This window comes from Pilimelia anulata (genome assembly GCF_014647895.1).
GTDB classification, from domain to species: domain Bacteria; phylum Actinomycetota; class Actinomycetes; order Mycobacteriales; family Micromonosporaceae; genus Pilimelia; species Pilimelia anulata.
The window spans coordinates 112,310-130,390 of the sequence record NZ_BMQB01000007.1 but is presented as its reverse complement, the minus strand read 5'-3'; the positions used below and the strand labels follow the sequence as shown (position 1 = coordinate 130,390).

Here is an 18,081-nt window from a genome sequence, read left to right as displayed (position 1 = left end):
CCTCGCCGCCGGGGCCGGCGTGCGGTCGGTGGTGCCGTCGAACTGGGGCAGGAACCGGCACGGCCGCCGGTTGCGGCCGCCGGACCCGCGGGCCCGGGCGTAGGAGAGCCAGAGCCGCTGCCGGGCCCGGGTGATGCCGACGTACAGCAGCCGGCGCTCCTCCTCGACCGCGGCGTCGGTGCGGGCGTACGTGGTGGGCAGCGTGCCCTCGGCGAGCCCCACGAGGAACACCGCGTCCCACTCCAGGCCCTTGGCCGCGTGCAGCGAGGCGAGGGTGACGCCGGCCAGGGTGGGTACGTGCGCGGCATCGGCCCGACGGGCCAGCTCGGCGCAGAAGTCCCCCAGCGTCGCGCCCGCACCACCACCCCCGGAACCATCGGACCCGGAACCGCCACCGTCGCCGGTGGCCCCGGAACCGCCGACCGCGGACCCGGCAACCCCGGACCCGGCAACCGCGGGCCCGCCGACGGTGGTCGGGCCGGCGTACTCGGTGGCCAGGGCGACCAGGGCGGCCAGCGACTCCCACCGCTCCCGGGCCGCGCCGCCCCGCGGCGGGTCCCCCGGCTGCCAGCCGGTCGCCGCCAGCGACTCCGCCACCACCGCGGGCAGCGGCGCGGCCGGGTCCGCCGTCCGGGCGGCGGTGCGCAGCGCGGCCAGGGCCGCGCGGACCTCCGGGCGGGCGAAGTAGCGCTCGGCGCCGCGGACCACGTACGGCACGCCGGCCGCGGCCAGCGCCTCCTCGTACGCCGGGGACTGGGCGTTGGTCCGGAACAGCACCGCCAGCTCGCTGGCCGGGGCGCCCGCGGCGATCAGGTCGGCGCAGCGGCGGGCGACGGCGGCGGCCTCGGTGGTCTCGTCGGCGAAGATCCGCCACTCGGGCTCGGGGCCGGGCGGGCGCTGGCCCTCCAGGGCGAGCCGGAGCCGGGCCTCGCTGCCGCGGGCGCGGCCGATCACGGCGTTGGCCAGGCCGACCACCTGGGGGGTGGAGCGGTAGTCGCGGACCAGCCGGACGACCGTCGCGGTGCGGTGGGTGCGCGGGAAGTCGACCAGGTACGCCGAGGTCGCGCCGGTGAACGAGTAGATCGTCTGGCTGGCGTCGCCCACGACGGTGAGGTCGTCCCGGCCGCCCAGCCAGGCGTCGAGGAGGCGCTGCTGGAGCGGGTTGACGTCCTGGTACTCGTCGACGACGAAGTGCCGGTACTGCGCCCGGACCTGTGCCGCGACGTCCGGGTGCTCCTCGATGCCCCAGACGGCGGCGCGCAGCACGTCCTCGAAGTCGATCACGCCCTGCGCCCGCTTGAGCCGCTCGTACTCGGCGAAGACCGCGGCGACCCGGGCCGGCTCGTACGGCGTCTCCCGGCCGGCGGCCGCGGCCGGGTAGGCGTCGGGCTCGACCAGGCTGGCCTTGGCCCACTCGATCTCGCCGGCCAGGTCGCGGGCGGCGGCGCCGTCGGCGCGCAGCCCGGCCCGGGCGGCGGCGAGGGTGACCGGGCGGATCTTGCTGTCCAGCAGCTCGGGCATCGCCCGGCCGTGCAGCAGCCGCGAGGCGAAGTAGCGCACCTGGCGCAGCGCGGCGGCGTGGAAGGTGCGCGCCTGGACGCCGCCGGCGCCCAGCGCCGCCAGCCGGCCGCGCAGCTCGCCGGCCGCCCGCGCGGTGAAGGTGACCGCCAGCACGTGCCGGGCCGGGATCAGGCCCGCCTGCACCCGGTACGCGATCCGGGAGGTGATCGCCCGGGTCTTGCCGGTGCCCGCGCCGGCCAGCACGCAGACGGGGCCGGCCGGGGCGGTCACGGCCGCCCGCTGGTCGGCGTCCAGGCCCGCGAGCACGCGGTCGGCGGAGGTCTGCGTCACACCCGGAATTGTCCCGGGCCCCACCGACGTTGCGCGGGGGGCGGCGGCCGGTGTGGCCCCCGTCCCCCGACGACGGCGGGGCGCGCCGGGCGGGCGCGGCCCGGGGAGAGGTGGCGATCGGCATGCTGACGATGTACTCGACCGCGTGGTGCGGCTACTGCAAGCGGCTCAAGGCCCAGCTCGACCGGGCGAACATCGCGCACCGCGTGGTCGACATCGAGCACGACCCGGCGGCGGAGGCGTTCGTGATGAGCGCCAACGGCGGAAACGCGACGGTGCCGACGGTGGCCTTCCCGGACGGTACGGTGCTGACCAACCCGACGATCACCCAGGTGACGGCGCAGCTCGCGGCCTGAGCCGGCGGAGGACCGCCGGCTCGGACCGGCCGCCGGCCGGGCGCGGCGCGGGGTCAGGCCGCGGCGGTCGGGCGGCTCGCCGCCGCCGGGGCCGTCGCCCGGGTCGGCGGCTCGATGGCGCGCACGCGCGGGATCGGCGGCGAGAGCCGCCGGCCGCGCCACAGGTACGTGCCGGCGATGCCGACGACGAGCGCGATCCCGAGGTACAGCACGCGGTAGTCGACGAAGCTGACCAGGACCGCGCCGAGGCCGATCGAGGCCGCCTGCGGGCCCATGATCATCGCGTCGTTGACCGCGGTCACGCGGCCGAGCAGGTACGCGGGGGTGAACCGCTGGACCAGCGTGGTGATCCCGACGATCGCCATCGGCACCCCGGCGCCGAACACGACCACCGCGAGCATGCCGACCGGCAGGATCGGGATGGTCAGCGCCAGCGTGGCCGGGACGAACAGCAGCAGGCCCAGCGCCGCCCCGCCGATCTCGCCCAGCCGGCCGATCGCCGCCGGCGCGGCCAGCCCGCCGAGCAGCCCACCGACCCCCTGGACGGCCATGAGCACGCCGACGAAGCCCGGGTCGCTCAGGCGCAGCCCCCGGTCGACGTACGCGAAGATCAGCGCCTCGCCGAAGCCCAGCGCGAGCATCGCGACGGCCGCGCCCACGACGGTGCGGCGCAGCGCGGCCCGGCCGATCAGGTGGCTGAACCCGGCCTTCAGCTCGTCGCGCAGCGGCTGGCGCGGGACGTGCAGGCGCAGCCGCGCGGGCGGCAGCGAGGCGATGGCGCCGGCGGCGAGCAGGAAGCCGGTCGCGGCGACGACGGCGAGCGACCAGGGCCCGACGGCGACGTACAGGCCGGCGCCGACCAGCGGCCCGCACATCCGCAGGCCCTGCTTCACGGTCTGCACGGCGCCGTTGGCCTCGACCAGCAGCGGCGCCGGCAGCATCTCCCGGAGCAGGGCGGACAGGGTCGCGTTGCCGGCGATGCCGGCCAGGCCGTACAGGGCGGCGACCACATAGATCATCCAGACGTCGTGCGGACCCTGGACAAAGAACAGCGGGATCAGCGCGGCGGCGGCGCCGGCGTTGACGGCGGCGAAGAAGGGCCGGCGCGGGAACCGGTCCACGACCCAGCCGACCAGCGGCGCCAGCGCCATCGGCGCGGCGACCGCGAAGAGGGTGACCCCCGCGAGGCCGTCCGACCCGGTGAGGTCCTTGACCCAGATCGCGAGCGCGAGGACCAGGACCGAATCCGCGACCAGGTTGGCGACCAGGCCGGCGAAGAGTCGGGGGAACTCGGGGAGTTTCAGGACGGTGCGCATTCAGGGGCACTCCGGTCGAGGGGGGAGGGGTGGTGGTGCCGGTGCCGGCGGCGACGGTGGGGAGTGCGCCCGGCCGCCCGGTGCGCGGGGTGGGTGCGGTCTACTGTGGCGGCGCGGGTACCGGCACCCCCCAGGCCACGAAGCGGACGGGGCGGGCGTCCTCCGGCCGCTCGGCGGGGTGGGCCGTGCGGCCGGCGTAGCGCAGCAGGATCTCGTCGATCTCCGCGGAGACCGCGGCCAGCTCGTCGGCGGTGAGCCAGCCGATGGCCTGGTTGACGAACCCGGTGTCGCGCCAGGGGGTGGGCTCGGCCGCGCGGGCGGCCCGCCACTGGCTCAGTTGCTCCAGCTCGCGGTGCAGCAGCAGTTCGCTGACGGCGCTGCCGGCATGGGCCAGCGCGGTCGACTCGTCGTGGCCGCCCCAGCGGCGCGGCCGGAAGATCGCCCGCCACGGGCGGCGTCGGCCGGCGCCGCCCCCGGCCTCCTCGACGTACCCGTATCGGGCGAGCTGGCGCAGGTGCCAGGAGCAGTTCGCGGGGCTCTGGGCGAGCCGCTCGGCCAACTCGGTCGCCGTCGCCGGGCCGCCCAGGAAGAGTTCGTCGAGGAGTTGCAAGCGGACCGGATGCGCAATTGCACGCAGTTCTTGTGGATCCCGCACCTCATGCACTTCTAAATCGTTCACTCTCTGGACGCCGGTCACCCGGCCAGCGTACGGCCCACAAGGTATCTTTAGAAAGAGTTCTTGCGAAGATCAGCGATGCCCCCGTGGTCGGACGCCGGCCCCGTGGTCGGATGCTGCCCTGTGGATCGACGCTGTCCACGCTCGCGAACGGGTTCAGCGCGCGAGCGGGACGGCAGTAAGGTCGGAACGGCCGGCGCTCTCCGAGCCGTCCGAGTGATCGCCGCCCGGGTGATCACATAGTGCAGTGATCATCCTACCGTCCAACGTGGTCGTCGAACACCCCGTTCCGAAGGAGGTTCCGCCGGTGCCCCGCGCAGCGAGCCCCAGCGTGCGCCGTCGCCGCCTCGGCGCCGAGCTGCGCCGCCTCCGCGAAGCGGCCGGTCTGACCGGTGACCAGGTCGTCGAGATGATCGGCTGGGCCTCGTCCTCGAAGATCTCCCGGATCGAGAACGGCCGCAGCCGGGCCGACCTGGGCGACATCCTCGACCTGCTGGACCTGTACGGCACCACCGGGCCGCTGCGCGAGCAGCTCGTGGCCATCGCGCGCGACGCCGGCAACAGCCGCGGGTGGATGCGCGCGTACCCGTCCATGACCCCCCAGCAGCGCTCGTACGCGGAGCTGGAGGTCGGCTGCTCGATGATCCGGGAGTACGCCCAGCAGATGCTGCCGGGCCTGCTCCAGACGCCGGGCTACGCCCGCTGGCGCATCCTCGGCGGCCGACCGTCCGGACCGGACGACCTGGACGCGGAGGTTGCCGCGCGGGCCGCGCGGACCAGCCTGCTGCACAGCGAGACCGACCCGCCGATGTACGAGGCGATCCTCGAGGAGTCGGCGTTCTCCCCGCGGGTGGCGCCGCCGGACGTGCTCGCCGACCAGCTCCAGCACCTGTACGAGGTGGCCGCGCTGCCGCACGTCACGCTGCGGCTGCTCGCGCCGGAGGTGGTGGTCGGCCCGTGGTACGTGCCGGCCACGTCCTTCTCGATCTACCAATTCGTGGACCCGGACGACCCGGGTACGGTCGCGGTCGAGGCCCTGGCCCGCGACCACCTGCTCAGCGACGGCACCAGCCTGCGCGAGTACCTCAGCGCCTTCGGCTGGCTGCGGGAGGCGGCCCGGTCGCCGGAGGAGACGAGAGCATGGTTCGCCGCGCGGGCGGCGGCCGTCCGGGGCGACACGCCCCCCACCCCCGCCGACTCGCCGCCCGTCTCGGGTGGCGAAACCGCCGGCCGTCCGGCGAAACCCCCGGCACCACGCGCGGCCCCGACGATCGCCGCGCCGCACCAATGAGCGTGCCGGTCCGACGGCGGCCGCGCGCGAAACCCAACCTCACCACCACAGGAGTACCGCAATGACCACGCCCGAGGTTTCCGACCTGCTGCGCAACGCGAAGTGGCGGACGGCTGCCCGCAGTGCCTCGACGAACTGCGTCGAGGTCGCCACCCTGAATCGCGCGCACGTCGCGGTCCGCGACAGCAAGGACCGCAGCGGCCCGGTGCTCTTCTTCGGCCGCGACGCCTGGCAGGGCTTCCTCGCCGGCATCCGGGACGGCGAGTTCGACCGCGCCTGAAGAAGCGATCACCGCCCGAGGGGGCGGGGCGGCCACCCGGCCGCCCCGCCCCCTCGTTCGCTCCGCCCGGCCGGGGGGCGCGCGGCGGCTCCCGCCCGGGCGCGGTCGACGCGCGCCCGGTGGGTCAGCTCGCGAGCCAGTGGTCGATCAGGGACGCCGAGATCGACGCGTTGCTCGTCACCGCGATACGCGCCCCGCCCGGCAGCCGGCGCTCCTCCCCCGCCCGGATCGCCGCCACCTCGGCCCTGGTGAACCAGCGGGCCAGCGCGATCTCGGCGGGGTCCTCGCGGACCGGTACCGCCGGGTCGGCGAGGGCCAGGAAGCCGAGCATCAGCGAGGACGGGTACGGCCAGGGCTGCGAGCCGACGTAGGTGATCGGGCCGACCGGCACGCCCACCTCCTCGGCCACCTCGCGGGCGACCGCGGACTCCGCCGACTCCCCCGGCTCGACGAACCCGGCCAGGCAGGAGAACCGCTTGACCGCGGCGTCGTCCCAGGACGCGTTCACGGCCAGCAGGCAGCGCCCTCCGGGGCCGGGCCCGCCGTCGTGCACCAGCATGATCACGGCGGGGTCGGTGCGCGGCCAGGACTGCGCGCCGGCCGCGTCCACCCTGGTCCAGCCGCCGTCGCGGACCCGGGTCGGCGAGCCGGTGGCGGCCGAGTGGCCGTGCCGGGCGTGCCAGTGCGCCACGCCGAGCGCGGTGACGAGCAGGTCGGCGTCGCGCGCGGGCAGCCGGTCGGCGAGGTCGCGCAGGCCGGCGAGCCGCTGGCCGGGGCCGGCGGCCAGCGGGGCGTCGACCGCGAAGTACGGCGTGCCGTCGCCGTCCACCCCGAGGAAGTACGCGCCGCGCGCCGCCGGGTCCACCAGCGCCGGGTCGGCCGCGGCGGCGTCCAGCAGCGCCTCGGCCGCGTCGAGCGAGACCCCGGCCGGGTCGCGCAGGACCAGCGCGCCGGCCGCGTCGACCAGCGTCACGCCGGCGGCCGTGTCCACCACGACCACCCGGCCGCGCGCCCACGCGGCCGTCAGCCACGCCGGGTCGCCGCGGTGGTGGGCCGCCCGGTCGATGACCGACCGGCCCAGCGGGATGCCCGCCCCGTCACCCATGTGCTGTGCCTCCCGAACCGATCCCGCCGCCGTACCCCGGCGGCCGCCCCGGCCCGCCGGCGGGCGGCCTACTCGCGCTCCACCGGCAGCAGCGCCGCCAGGCCCGCCTCGACCCGGCCGACCTCGCCCAGCACGATGCCGACCGCGTTCGCCGGGGCCAGGTACCGCGCCCCGGCCGCGTGCACCTCGTCCAGCGTCGCCGCGGCCAGCCCCTCGCTGTACGTGGCGACGTGCTCCAGCCGCAGCCCGTGCCCGGCGTACGTGCTGACCAGCCCGGCCAGGCCGGCCTGGCTGGCGAGCTGGATGCGCAGCGCGCCGAGGATGTAGTTGCGGGCCTGCTCCAGCTCGTGCGGCTCGGCCGGCAGGCTGGCGGCCCGGCCCAGCTCGTACAGCGTCTCCACCAGCGCCGGCGCGGTCACCTCCGTGGCGACCTCGGCGGACAGCACCAGCACCGAGCCGGCGACCGCGTGCTCCACGTTGGCGAACGGGCTGTACGTGTACCCCTTGTCCTCGCGGATGTTCTCCACCCAGCGGGAGGAGAAGTACCCGCCGAAGACCAGGTTCGCGAGCTGCATCGGCACGTGGTCGGGGTGCTTGCGGCCGACCGCGGGCAGCGCGATGCGCAGCGAGGACTGCACCGAGCCGGGCCGGTCGACCAGCAGCAGCGGCGCCGGGCGGGCCGCCGGCAGCGCCGGGATCGTCCGGCTGGTCGCCGGGCCCGCCCACTCGCCGAACACGGCCTCGGCGCGGTCCAGCGCCTGCTCCGGCCGGACGTCGCCGACCAGCACCAGGATCGCGCCCTCGGCGCCGACCCGCTGCGCGTGCAGCGTCCGCAGGTGGCCGGGGCTGATGCCGCGGACCTGCTCGGCGGTGGGCAGCTCGACCGCGTACGGGTGGGTGCCGAACCGGCGCCGCAGCAGCGCCGCCCGGGCCAGGTGGCCGGGCTGGCTCTGCGCGACCTCGATGTGGTCGGCCAGCCGCTCCCGCTCGGTGCCCACCTCGTGCGCCGGGTACGCCGGCTCGGTGACGACCTCGTGCAGCAGCGCCAGCGCGGTGTCCAGGCCGCCGGCCAGGCAGTTGCCGGAGATGGTCAGCCAGTCCGGGTCCTGGTCGGCGCCGAAGCCGCCGCCGATCGCCTGCAGCGCCGCGGCCAACTCGACGGCGGAGCGGCGCTGCGTACCGGTGAACAGCGCCGACGCGAGCAGCCCGGCGCGGGCCAGCGGCGCCCGGGCGAACGGCAGCCGCAGCCGCAGCTCGACCAGCGGCACCGACGGGCGGCGCACGGCGATGACGGTGAGGCCGTTGGCGAGCGTGCGCTCGGCCCGCGGCGGCAGCTTGAGCTTGGCCGGCTTGCCCAGCGCGGGCAGCTCCGTGATCGTCGTCATCGCGCACCCCCCGGAATCGCCTCGACCACGGCGCGGCGCTGCGGGCGCAGCGCCGCGGCGGCGGCGCCGACCTGCTCGGCGGTCACCTCGGAGATCAGCCGCGGCAGCTCGTTGAGCAGCTCGGGCGCGCCCCGCTGCTGTTCGAACACGGCCATCCGCAGCGCCCGCTGGAGCACCGTGTCGGCGTCGCGCAGCAGGTGGGTGGACATCCGGGCGACGGTGCGGGCCAGCTCGGCGGCGGCGACGCCGCCGGTGGCCAGCCGGTCCAGCTCCTCGTCGACGGCGGTCAGCACGGCGTCGCTGGTCCCGCCCGGCGGCAGGCCGGCCTGCAGCAGGAAGGCGGTGGGGTTGCGCGCGTCGAACGCGTCGCCCATGAAGCCCAGGTACCCGCCGACCTGGGTGGCCGACCGGTCGTCCTGGACCAGCCGGCGGACCAGCCGGGAGGCGTCGCCGTCGGTGAGCACCTCGGCCAGCACCGCGTACGGCAGGTAGGCGGCCAGGTCGGCGACCGGGTCGGGCACCCGCCAGCCGGCCGCGACCATGGTCAGCGGGGCCAGCGGGTCGGTGTACGAGCTGCGCCGCTCGGCGGTCAGGTCGGGCTCGTCGAAGTCCGGCAGCGCCGGCGCCGGGCGGGCGGCCACGCTGCCGAAGTGCCGCTCGACCAGCGCGGTGCAGCCGGCCACGTCCAGGTCGCCGGCGACCGCGAGGACGGCGTTGCCGCAGGCGTAGTACTTGCGGAAGAACGCCTCGGCGTCGGCGACCGTCGCGCTCTCCAGGTCGACGAACGAGCCGTAGCCGTCGTGCACGTTCGGGAAGGTCTCGAACATCACCGGCGGCAGCTTCAGCCAGGGGAAGCCGCCGTACGGCCGGTTCATGATGTTGACCCGGATCTCCTCCTTGACCACGTCGACCTGGTTGCGCAGGTTCTCCTCGGTCAGCACCGGGCCGCGCATCCGGTCGGCCTCCAGGAACAGCGCGCGCTCCAGCGCGTTGCTCGGCATGATCTCGTAGTAGTCGGTGTAGTCGAGGTGGGTGGAGCCGTTGAAGCTGCCCCCCGAGCCCTGGACCAGCCGGAAGTGCTCCAGCTTCGCGAGGTTCGCCGAGCCCTGGAACATCAGGTGCTCGAACAGGTGCGCGAAGCCCGTGCGCCCCTCCGGTTCGGAGCGGATGCCGACGTCGTACACGACGGCCACTCCGACGACCGGGGCACTGCGGTCGGGGCTCAGCACCACCCGCAGGCCGTTGTCCAACGTGAACCGCTCCGTCGGGTACCGGGTCACCGGTACCTTCACCGCCTTCGCCACACGCAGACCCTAACGTGCGTACGGCTGCGCCGCCCGCACTCCCGCGCCGATTCCCGCGATCAGGCCGCGCCGGCGGTCGCCAGCGCGCCCACGGCGTCGGCGAGCGCGCGGGCCTGGGCCCGGATCTCCGGTACCGCGGTGGTCTCCCACAGGCAGCCGCGCCGGGCCGGGCCGACCGTCCACAGGGTGTGCTGCGGACTGCCGGTGCCGTCGAGCAGCGCGCCCTCGGGGGTGACGTCGAGGCCGAGCCCGTACGGGCCGGGGCGGGCCAGGCCGGCGCCGACCAGGCTGCGCACGACCGGGGCGGCGTGCGCCGGCCACAGGCCGGGGCCGGTGCAGTTGACGACCGCGCCGTACGGCTCCTCGCCGGCCGGGTCGTCGGCGAGCCGGGCGCGCAGCACGCTGTCGGCGTCGGCCCACAGCTCGCGCAGCCCGCCGGGCCGGACGGCCAGCGCGCCGGCCGAGCGCAGCGCGGCCAGCTCGGCGGCGACGGCCGGGGCCATCCGGTGCCGGTGCACCTCCCAGTACCGGGCCAGGTGGCGCAGGAACCGGCCGCGGTCGGCGGGGGTGAGGCCGCGCCAGTACCCGTCCAGGTGGGGGCGCAGGCCGTCGACGGCGGCCCGCCAGTCGCCGCTGGCCGCCGCGGCGGACCGGACGGCCCGGACCAGCGCGGCCAGCGTCGGGGCGACGGGCGGCCAGACGGCGGCGAGGGCGTGCAGCGCGGGCGCGGCGGCGGGCCCGGCGCCGGTCGCCGCGGGGTCGGGCGGCCCGGCCGCCGGGCGGCCCACCGGGTCGGGGTCGGGCGCGCCGCGGTGGGTGCGGGGCAGCAGGCCGTGCCGGGAGGTGAGGACGATCGGGGCGCGGTGGCCGCCGCGGGCCAGGGTGAGCGCCACGTCGACCGCGGTGAGGCCGGTACCGAGCAGCAGGACCGGGCGGGCCGGGTCGATCCGGGCGAGCGCGCCCGGCGCCCACGGGTCGGTGACGACCGCCGGGTGCCCGTACAGGTGCGGCCCGATACAGCCCGGCAGGCCGGGGGCGGCGTTGCCGACGGCCAGCACCACCCGGTCGGCGGCGATCTCGGCGCCGTCGCGCAGCAGCAGCCGGACCGTGCCGTCGGGGGTGCGGCCGACGTGGTCGACGGTGGCCCGGGTGACCGCGAGCCGGTCCGGGTACGCGGGGGCCAACTCGGCGAACGTCTCCCGCAGGTACGCGCCGAACCACTGCCTGGCGACGAACCCGTCCGCCGCCAGGGGCCGGCCGCGGGCGGCGGACCAGCGGCGGAAGTGCTCCGGGTCGTCGGGGTCGACGCTCATCGTGCCGGCCGGGGAGTTGAGCAGGTGCCAGGGCGCCGCCGCCCCGTACGCGAGGCCGGGGCCGGGGGTGGGCTCGGCGCCGACCAGGTGCACCCGGCTGCCGGTGCGGCGCAGCAGCTCGCGGGCGGTCAGCACGCCGCTGGCGCCGCCGCCGACGATCGCCACGGTCCCGCCGGACGTGATCGTGCGCATGTCGGGCCTCCGTCCCCGGCGCGCTCCCGGGGCAGGGACGGCCGTCCATTAATCCTAGCGAGTTACTAGGGAAATGGCGCGGTCGTGTCACCCCGGCCGGTCAGCCGTTCGGGACACCGCGGACGAGTCGGGCGAGCCCGTCGGCGTCGAGCAGGTCCGCCGGCCGCACGGTCACGTTGGCGGCTACGTAGTGGAACGCGGCACGCACGCTGAGTACATCCACTCGGGCGAGCTGCGCCCAGGCGAGCCGGTACGCCGCGAGCTGCACCGCCGCCGCCCGGGCGGCGGCGCCCGTCGGCTGCCGGCCGGTCTTCCAGTCCACGACGTCGTACCCGCCGGCGGCGTCGGCGAACACCGCGTCCATCCGGCCGCGCAGCACCACCCCGCCGACGACCGTGGCGAACGGGACCTCGACCTCGGCCGGCGTCCGGTCGGCCCACTCGCTGGCCAGGAACGCCGTGCGCAGCGCCGCGAGCTGCTCGTCGCCGGCGGCGTCCTCGTCGGCGGCGCCGGGCAGCTCCTCGATGTCCCACAGCCGGTCGCCGCCGAACCGGCGCTCCAGCCAGGCGTGGAAGGCGGTGCCGCGGCGGGCGTACGGGTCGGGGCGGCGCGGGACCGGGCGGCGCAGGGAGCGGGCCAGGGCGGCGGGGTCCTGCCGCAGCGCGACGAGCTGGGAGACGGACAGGTGCGCGGGCAGCGGGACGTCGACCGGGCCGGCGCGGCGGGCCTGCCGCTCCCGCTCGGCGAGCAGCAACTCCACCTCGGCCCGCCACCGCCGCGCCACCGGATCACCGTCGGCGTCCTCGTCCTCGTCGGTGGCGGTGGCGCCGGCGGTGGCGGTGGCGGTGACGTCGGAGCGGTCCGGGGTGGCATCGGCCCCGTCGGCGGTGGGCGGGGCCGCCGGGCGGGCGGGGCGCAGGGCGGCCAGTTCGGCGCGGACCAGGTCGGCCGCGGCGGCCAGGGCCGGGCGGCGGGCGCCCAGCGGGTCCGCCGGCCACTGCGCCGTGCGCTCCGCCGCCGCCAGCGGGTGCGCCGCCCCGTCCGCCGGCGCGGGCGCCCAGTGGTCCACCACCCCGGCCCCGGCCCGGCACTCCTCGCCGATCCGGTCGAGGAACGCCGACGGGCCGCGCGGCCGCTTCACGTCCTCGCCCCACCAGTGGCCCGAGGCCAGCAGCAGCCGGCGCGGCCGGGTCACCGCCACGTACGCCAGCCGGCGCTCCTCCCGCTCGTCGTGCGCGGCCCAGCCGGCCAGGAACGCCTTGCGGGCCTCGTTCAGTTCCCGCTGGTCGGCGGCGCCGGCCAGGTCGAGCTCGGGCAGGCCCGCGGCGTCGCCGCGCAGCGGGAACGGCAGCGAGCCCACGCCCTTGAGGAAGTGGTCGGCGCCCTGTACCCGCCCCGGCCACACGTGCGCGGTCAGGCCGGCGACGGCGACGACGTCCCACTCCAGGCCCTTGGCCGCGTGCGCGGTGAGGATCTGCACGGCGCCCTCGGCGACGTCCACCTCGCCGGGCGACAGACCGCGCTCCTCGTCCTCGGCCGCCGCCAGGTACGCCAGGAACGCGGTCAGCGACGGCGCGTCCGACTCGGCGGCGAACCGGGCGGCGGCGTCGCCGAGCGCGTCCAGGTGCGCCCGGGCCAGGCCGGCGTCGCCGGCCCGGCCGGCGCGGACGGCCACCTCGACGTCCAGGCCGACCGTCCGCTCGACGTCGGCGACCAGGTCGGGCAGCGGCTGGTCCAGCCGGCGGCGCAGACCGGCCAGCTCGTCGGCCAGCGCGGCGAACCGGGCGTACCCGGCGGGCGAGTACCCGGCCGGGTCGCCCGGGTCCGCCAGCGCCTCGCTGAGCGTGGCGTCGTCCAGCCGGTCGGTGACGATGTCCGGCTCCCCGGCGCCGCCGGGGTCGCGCCGGTCGGCGGCGAGCCGGCGGGCCCGCCGGTGCAGGGCGACCAGGTCGCGCGGGCCGATCCGCCAGCGGACGCCGGTGAGCAGCCGCAGCAGGGCCGCGCCGTCGGCCGGGTCGGCGAGGGTGCGCAGGGTGCAGACGACGTCCCGGACCTCGGGGGTGTCCAGCAGCCCGCCCAGCCCGACGACCTCCACCGGCAGGCCGCGGGCGCGCAGCGCCGCCTCGATCGCCGGGATCATCTTGCGCACCCGGATCAACACCGCGGTGGTCGGCCGGCGCTCGACCGGGATCGCCGCGGGCGGGGTGTCCGGCCGGACCCGGGCCGCTGCCCGCCAGGCGCCGGCCACCGAGTCGGCGAGCCAGTCGGCCTCGTCGGCGTACGTCTCCAGCAGGGCGCAGTGGACGGTGGCCGCGCGCTGCCCGCGGGCCGTACGCCCGCCGACGGCCGCGGCGACCGCCGGGGCGGCGGCCAGCTCGGCCACCCGGGCGCCGGCGGCGCGCAGCGGCGCGGACAGCGCGTTGGCCACGGTCAGGATCTCCGGCCGGTTTCGCCAGCTCGTGCGCAGCTCGCGGACCGGGGCCGGGTCGCCGGCGGCGTCGGGGAAGGCGGCCGGGAACCGGTCCAGGGTGCCGGCGCTGGCGCCGCGCCAGCCGTAGATCGCCTGGCAGGGGTCGCCGACCGCGGTTACCGGGTGGCCGCCGCCGAACAGCGCGCGCAGCAGCACCACCTGGGCGTGCGAGGTGTCCTGGTACTCGTCCAGCAGCACCACCCGGAACCGGTCCCGCTCGACCCCGCCGACCTCCGGGTGGTCGCGGGCGACGGCGGCGGCGCGGGCGAGCTGGTCGCCGAAGTCCATCGCCTCCAGGGCCAGCTTGCGCTCGGCGTACCGGCGCAGCAGCGGCAGCAGCGCCCGCCGGGCCCGCTGCCGGCCGAGCAGCTCGCGGACGTCGGCGTACACCCGGCCGGGCAGCGCCTCGGCCCGGCCGCAGAACGCGCCCGTCCACTCGGCCAGGTCGACGGCGGACACCAGGTGCTCGGCCAGCTCCCCGGCGAGCCCGATCAGGTCGGCCACCACGGTCGCCGGGGCGCGGTCCACGTCGGACAGGTCCCCGTCGTACGTGCGCACGATCGCGTCCGCGAGCTGCCAGCAGCTCGCCTCGGTGAGCAGCCGGGCGGCCGGCTCGAACCCGGCCCGGAGGCCGTGCTCGGTGACGATCCGCCCGGCGTACGCGTGGTACGTGGCCACCGTCGGCTCGCCGCCGACGCCCGCGTCCGGCTCCCGGGCGGGGTGGCCGAGCCGGCGGTCGAGCTGGTGCAGCCGGGTCCGGACCCGGTGCGCCAGCTCCCCGGCGGCCTTGCGGGTGAACGTCAGCCCGAGCACCTGGTCGGCCCGGACGTGCCCGTTGGCGACCAGCCAGACCACCCGCCCGGCCATCGTCTCGGTCTTGCCCGAGCCGGCGCCCGCGACCACCAGCAGCGGGCCGACCGGCGCGGCGATGATCGCCGCCTGCTCGTCCGTCGGCGGGTGCGGCAGGCCGAGCAGCCCGGCCAGCTCCACCGGCGTGTACCGGGGCCCGACGGTGGCGCCGACCGGGCGGGCGCCGTCCACGGCGGTCATCCGCCCTCCCCCGGCGCGACGACCTGCCGGCCCTTGCCGGAGACCGGGCAGCAGACCCGGACCGGGCAGGTCCGGCAGCGGGCGTTGCCGACCGCGGCGAACGTCGCCGCGGCCATCGTCCGGGCCGTCCGGTCGACCATCGCCCGGGCCCAGCCGGGGTCGTCCGCCCCGGCGACCGGCGGCTGCACCTGCTCCCCCGCCGCCGCGGCGGACGTGCCGAGCTGGACCAGCGCCGCCCCGCCGGACTCGGTGCCGTACTCGGCGAACGCCCCCTCCTCGACCGCCACCTGGTACGCGCCGAGCTGCGGGTGCTCGGCCAGCTCCGGCTCGGTGACCGAGGTGGTCCGCCCGGTCTTCAGGTCGATCACGACCAGCCGGCCGGCGTCGTCGACCTCCAGCCGGTCCACCCGGCCGGTCAGCTCGACCACCGGGGCGGTGTCGGCCAGCCGGACCGCGAACTCCTTCTCGATCGCCAGCAGCCGGCGCGGGTTGGCGGCCAGCCAGCGCAGCAGCTTGTCCACCATCACCTCCGCCCGGGCCCGCTCCCGGCCGGCCAGCCACTGCGCCGCCAGCTCGATCGCGTCGAACCGCGCCGCCACGTACGCCAGCAGCTCCCCCCGGTCGGCGCCGGCGTCGTCGGCGAGCATCGCCGCGGCGTGCACCAGGTTGCCGACGCCCTGCGCGGCGCTCGCCGCCTCGGCGCCGCCGTGCCGCTCCAGCAGCCAGCGCAGGCTGCACCGCAGCACGCTCTCCATCGTGGACGGGGTCACCCGGACGGTGTCGTCCGGCCCGTGCAGCGGCCCGTCGTCGGAGAGCGGCGCGAGCCCCCACCAGCCCGCCGGGTCGGCGCCGGCCACCCCGGCGGCGGCCAGCCGGGCCAGCTCGGCCGCGGCCGCCGCGCGGCGCGCCGCCGGCGCCGCCGGGTCGGCGACCGCCACCCGCAGCTCGGCCACCAGCGCGGGCAGCGTCAGCGCCCGGGGCAGCCGGCGCACCGGCAGCGCGGGCTCGCCGCCTTCGTCGCCCGCGGCGACCGCCCCCAGCTCGTACAGGAACCGGCTCGGCTGCTCCTCCCCGTCCGCGCCGCCCACCGCCCCGGACGCCACCGCGGTGACCACCAGCCGGCGGCGGGCCCGGCTGACCGCGACGTGGAACAGCCGGCGCTCCTCGTCCAGCAGCGCCGAGAGCTGCCCGGCGGTGGCCGCGGCGGCGGTCCCGTCGCCCCGGCCGGCGACCACGTCCACCAGCCGCTCGGCGCCGAGCAGGCTGCCGCGCAGCCGCAGGTCCGGCCACACCCCCTCCTGGACGCCGGCGACCACGACGACGTCCCACTCCAGGCCCTTCGCGGCGTGCGCGGACAGCAGCGCGACGGCCGCCCCGCGGTCGGCGCTGGGGGCGAGGCTGTCGGCGGCGTACTGCTGGCCGAGGACGTGCTCCAGGAACACCTCGGTCCGCGCGCCCGGCAGCCGGTCGACGAACCGGGCCGCGAGGTCGAACAGCACCACGACGGCGTCCAGGTCCCGGTCCGCGGCGGCGGCCCGCCGCCGGTGCACGTGCCCGGCCTCGCCCGCCCGCGCCGGCCGGGTGGCCCGGGCCGCCCACCGCTCGGCCAGCCCGGTCGCCCGCCAGACCGCCCACAGCACGTCCTCGGCGGTGGCCCCCGGTACGGCGAGCGCGGTCCGGGCCTCGGCGAGCAGGCCGGCGACGGCCCGGGCGGGCGCGGCCCAGCGCCGCTCGATCGGGGCCAGCTCGGCCGGGTCGCGCAGCGCCTCGACCAGCAGCGCGCCGGTGGGCCGGTCGTCGCCCGCGGCCAGCGCCAGCGCCCGCAGGCCCTGGCGCAGCCGCCGCTCGGCCAGCGGGTCGGCGCCGCCGAGCGGCGAGTGCAGCAGCGCGACCGCGGCGTCCTCGTCCAGCGCGGCCGGGTCGACGGCGCAGCGCAGGACGAGCAGCAGCGGCGCCACCGCCGGCTGTAGGTGCAGCGGCTGCTCCTCGACCTGGAGCGCGGTGGGCACGCCGGCGACGTGCAGGGCGCGCTGGACGAGCGGGAGCTGCCCGCGGGCGGACCGGACCAGCACGGCCATCCGGGACCAGGGGACGCCGTCGCGCAGGTGCGCCTCGCGGAGCACGTGGGCGGCGTAGGCGGCCTCGCTGGTCCCGGTCCGGAACGTCGCCACCTCGACCGGCGGGCGGGCGCCGTCGCCGCGGTCGGGGTCGGGGCGCGGGCGGGCGGGCGCGGCCGGCTCCCGTTCGGGCGCGGGGGCGGCGCCGGTCGCTGCCACGCCGGACTCGGGTGGGGCGGCCGGGGTGGGGTGGCGGTGGGGGCCGGGGCCGCGGAGGCGGGCGGCGACCCGGCGGGTGGCCGCGTGCAGGTCGCCCGCGGACCGGTACGCCCGGTCCAGCAGCACCGTGCCCGCCGGGCCCGCCGGGCCGGCGAACCGGTCGGCGAAGTCGCGCACGCCGGCCGGGTCGGCGCCGCGGAAGCCGTACACCGCGCTGTCCGGGTCGGCGAACGCCACCACCGGCGCCCCGCCGCCGGCCACCAGGGCCAGCAGGTCGCGCTGGGCGGGGTCGGTCTCGGCATACTCGTCCACGTACGCGTACGCCAGCCGGCGCCGCTCCGCGGCCAGCAGCTCGGGGTCCTCGCGCAGCGCCGCGGCGGCCGCCTGGATCAGCTCCGCGTGGTCGTACGCCGGGGCGCCGCGGGTGGTCGCCTCGCGCAGCGCGAGCACCTCGACGTACTGGTCGACGAACGCCGCCGCGCTCACCCAGTCGGCCCGCCCGCCCGCGCGGCCCAGGGCGGCCAGCTCGTCCGGGCCGACGCCGCGCTCGGCGGTGCGCAGCAGCAGGTCCCGGAGCTGGCCGGCGAACGCCCGGGTACCGCGGGCCGCGGCCAGCCCCGCCGGCCACTGCACCGGGTCGGCGCCGTCGGCCGGGTCCAGCAGCTCGCGGATGATCAGATCCTGCTCGGGGCCGCTGAGCAGCCGCGGCGCGGGCTCGCCCCGGCTGCCGGCGGCGCGGCAGAGCAGGCCGAACGCGTACGCGTGGAAGGTCCGGACCAGCGGCTCGTGCACGGCCGCGGCGGCCCTGGTGACCCGGGCCTCGATCCGGTGCCGCAGCGCCCCGGCGGGCCGGCGGCCGAAGGTGAGCACGAGCACCCGCTCGGGGTCGACGCCCCCGGCCACCCGGGCGGCGACGCACTCGACGAGGACGCTGGTCTTGCCGGTACCGGGGGCGCCGAGCACGAGCAGCGACCCGGCGGTGTGCCCGATCACCCGCTGCTGCGCGGGGTCGGGCACGAACGCCGAGCGCCCCGGCCCCGCGGGGTCGCCCGGTGCGGCCGGGCCACCGGCGAGCCCGCCGCCCGCGCCGTCGCCGGCCGGACGGGCCGCGTCAGCCGATCCGTCGGCGAGCCCGGAAGTCGCGTCGACCGGTCCGTCGGCGGGCCGGTGGGCCGCGTCAGGCGATCCGTCGGCGGACCGACGGACCAACCGGAAC

The 18,081-nt window shown here is 78.0% G+C and carries 11 protein-coding genes and 1 pseudogene; 3 read left to right on the top strand and 9 right to left on the bottom strand.

Annotated elements, in window-relative coordinates:
- Positions 1-36 precede the first annotated feature (36 nt).
- Positions 37-1,851 (bottom strand): annotated as a pseudogene (locus tag IEY94_RS16580) (ATP-dependent helicase); the annotation flags it as partial.
- Positions 1,852-1,973: 122 nt separating this feature from the next.
- On the opposite strand from IEY94_RS16580, the gene IEY94_RS16575 reads away from it, so the two are divergent.
- Positions 1,974-2,207: a mycoredoxin gene (locus IEY94_RS16575; protein WP_189171207.1), complete on the top strand. Its 234-nt coding sequence runs from the start codon at positions 1,974-1,976 to the stop codon at positions 2,205-2,207.
- A gap of 53 nt (positions 2,208-2,260) precedes the next feature.
- On the opposite strand, the gene IEY94_RS16570 is transcribed toward IEY94_RS16575, so the two are convergent.
- Both IEY94_RS16570 and IEY94_RS16565 read right to left on the bottom strand, forming a co-directional pair.
- Entirely contained in the window at positions 2,261-3,523 is a 1,263-nt protein-coding gene (locus IEY94_RS16570; RefSeq protein ID WP_189171100.1) for an MFS transporter, read from the bottom strand.
- Between the two features lie 100 nt (positions 3,524-3,623).
- The gene (locus IEY94_RS16565) at positions 3,624-4,178 is read right to left on the bottom strand and encodes a helix-turn-helix domain-containing protein (protein ID WP_268244856.1); all 555 of its coding nucleotides are present in this window, start codon (positions 4,176-4,178) and stop codon (positions 3,624-3,626) included.
- 352 nt (positions 4,179-4,530) lie between these two features.
- Here IEY94_RS16565 and IEY94_RS16560 point away from each other — a divergent pair, with 352 nt between their 5' ends.
- Positions 4,531-5,490, top strand: coding sequence for a helix-turn-helix domain-containing protein (locus tag IEY94_RS16560; protein ID WP_189171098.1), 960 nt, complete (start codon positions 4,531-4,533; stop codon positions 5,488-5,490).
- A gap of 61 nt (positions 5,491-5,551) precedes the next feature.
- Positions 5,552-5,770 (top strand): DUF397 domain-containing protein, encoded by a 219-nt coding sequence (locus IEY94_RS16555; protein WP_189171097.1) that lies wholly within the window; start codon positions 5,552-5,554, stop codon positions 5,768-5,770.
- 124 nt (positions 5,771-5,894) lie between these two features.
- On the opposite strand, the gene nudC is transcribed toward IEY94_RS16555, so the two are convergent.
- From nudC to IEY94_RS16525, 6 genes are all read right to left on the bottom strand, one after another.
- Positions 5,895-6,875, bottom strand: a complete 981-nt coding sequence (gene nudC / locus IEY94_RS16550; RefSeq protein WP_189171096.1) for an NAD(+) diphosphatase — start codon at positions 6,873-6,875, stop codon at positions 5,895-5,897.
- Positions 6,876-6,943: 68 nt separating this feature from the next.
- Positions 6,944-8,260, bottom strand: coding sequence for a M16 family metallopeptidase (locus IEY94_RS16545; protein ID WP_189171095.1), 1,317 nt, complete (start codon positions 8,258-8,260; stop codon positions 6,944-6,946).
- Positions 8,257-9,564: a M16 family metallopeptidase gene (locus IEY94_RS16540; RefSeq protein ID WP_229784096.1), complete on the bottom strand. Its 1,308-nt coding sequence runs from the start codon at positions 9,562-9,564 to the stop codon at positions 8,257-8,259. Before IEY94_RS16540 ends, IEY94_RS16545 begins: the two co-directional genes overlap by 4 nt.
- A 59-nt stretch (positions 9,565-9,623) precedes the next feature.
- The gene (locus IEY94_RS16535) at positions 9,624-11,069 is read right to left on the bottom strand and encodes an FAD/NAD(P)-binding protein (protein WP_189171094.1); all 1,446 of its coding nucleotides are present in this window, start codon (positions 11,067-11,069) and stop codon (positions 9,624-9,626) included.
- A gap of 100 nt (positions 11,070-11,169) precedes the next feature.
- Positions 11,170-14,589, bottom strand: a complete 3,420-nt coding sequence (locus IEY94_RS16530; RefSeq protein WP_189171093.1) for an ATP-dependent helicase — start codon at positions 14,587-14,589, stop codon at positions 11,170-11,172.
- Positions 14,586-17,882: an ATP-dependent helicase gene (locus tag IEY94_RS16525; RefSeq protein ID WP_229784171.1), complete on the bottom strand. Its 3,297-nt coding sequence runs from the start codon at positions 17,880-17,882 to the stop codon at positions 14,586-14,588. The genes IEY94_RS16530 and IEY94_RS16525 overlap by 4 nt, the downstream gene beginning before the upstream one ends.
- Between the last annotated feature and the right edge of the window lie 199 nt (positions 17,883-18,081).